Origin of the sequence: Pseudomonas sp. 43(2021) (assembly GCF_017490805.1) — a bacterium.
Classification (GTDB): domain Bacteria; phylum Pseudomonadota; class Gammaproteobacteria; order Pseudomonadales; family Pseudomonadaceae; genus Aquipseudomonas.
The window spans coordinates 1-504 of sequence record NZ_JAFGYJ010000304.1; the positions used below are offsets into that span (position 1 = coordinate 1).

Below are 504 nucleotides of genomic sequence, written 5' to 3' on the forward strand. Positions count from 1 at the left end.
GCGCATGTTCGAACTGTTTCCACGGCTTGAAGAGCGACGCAATCAGCGGGCGATGACCATGTCTGGCGGTGAACAGCAGATGCTCGCCATCGCCCGTGCGCTGATGAGCCGGCCGAAGCTGTTGCTGCTCGATGAACCGAGCCTGGGCCTGGCACCGATCGTGGTGAAGCAGATTTTCGCCACGCTGCGCGAGCTGGCGAAAACCGGGATGACGATTTTCCTCGTCGAGCAGAACGCTAACCATGCGTTGAAGCTGTCGGACCGGGCGTATGTGATGGTCAACGGCGAGATTCGCCTGACCGGCACCGGTAAAGAACTGTTGGTGAATGAGGAGGTGCGTAACGCCTATCTGGGCGTGCACTGATTCGTCTCGCGGGTGTACACAGCCCCGGCGACGAGAGTCCCGGGGCTTTTTTATTTTTTGGAATCCACCACAGGTAAATTGGTTAATTCCCGAAATTGTGGAAAACAAATTCCCCAAGCTGCCAAAGCGCGACATATAGA

Annotated in this window: 1 protein-coding gene; it reads left to right on the forward strand. The window is 56.5% G+C overall.

The window, feature by feature from the left end; translation table 11 throughout:
* On the forward strand, nt 1-364 hold a 364-nt coding region (locus tag J5M71_RS27340), incomplete at its 5' end, for an ATP-binding cassette domain-containing protein (protein WP_207838668.1).
* Between the last annotated feature and the right edge of the window lie 140 nt (nt 365-504).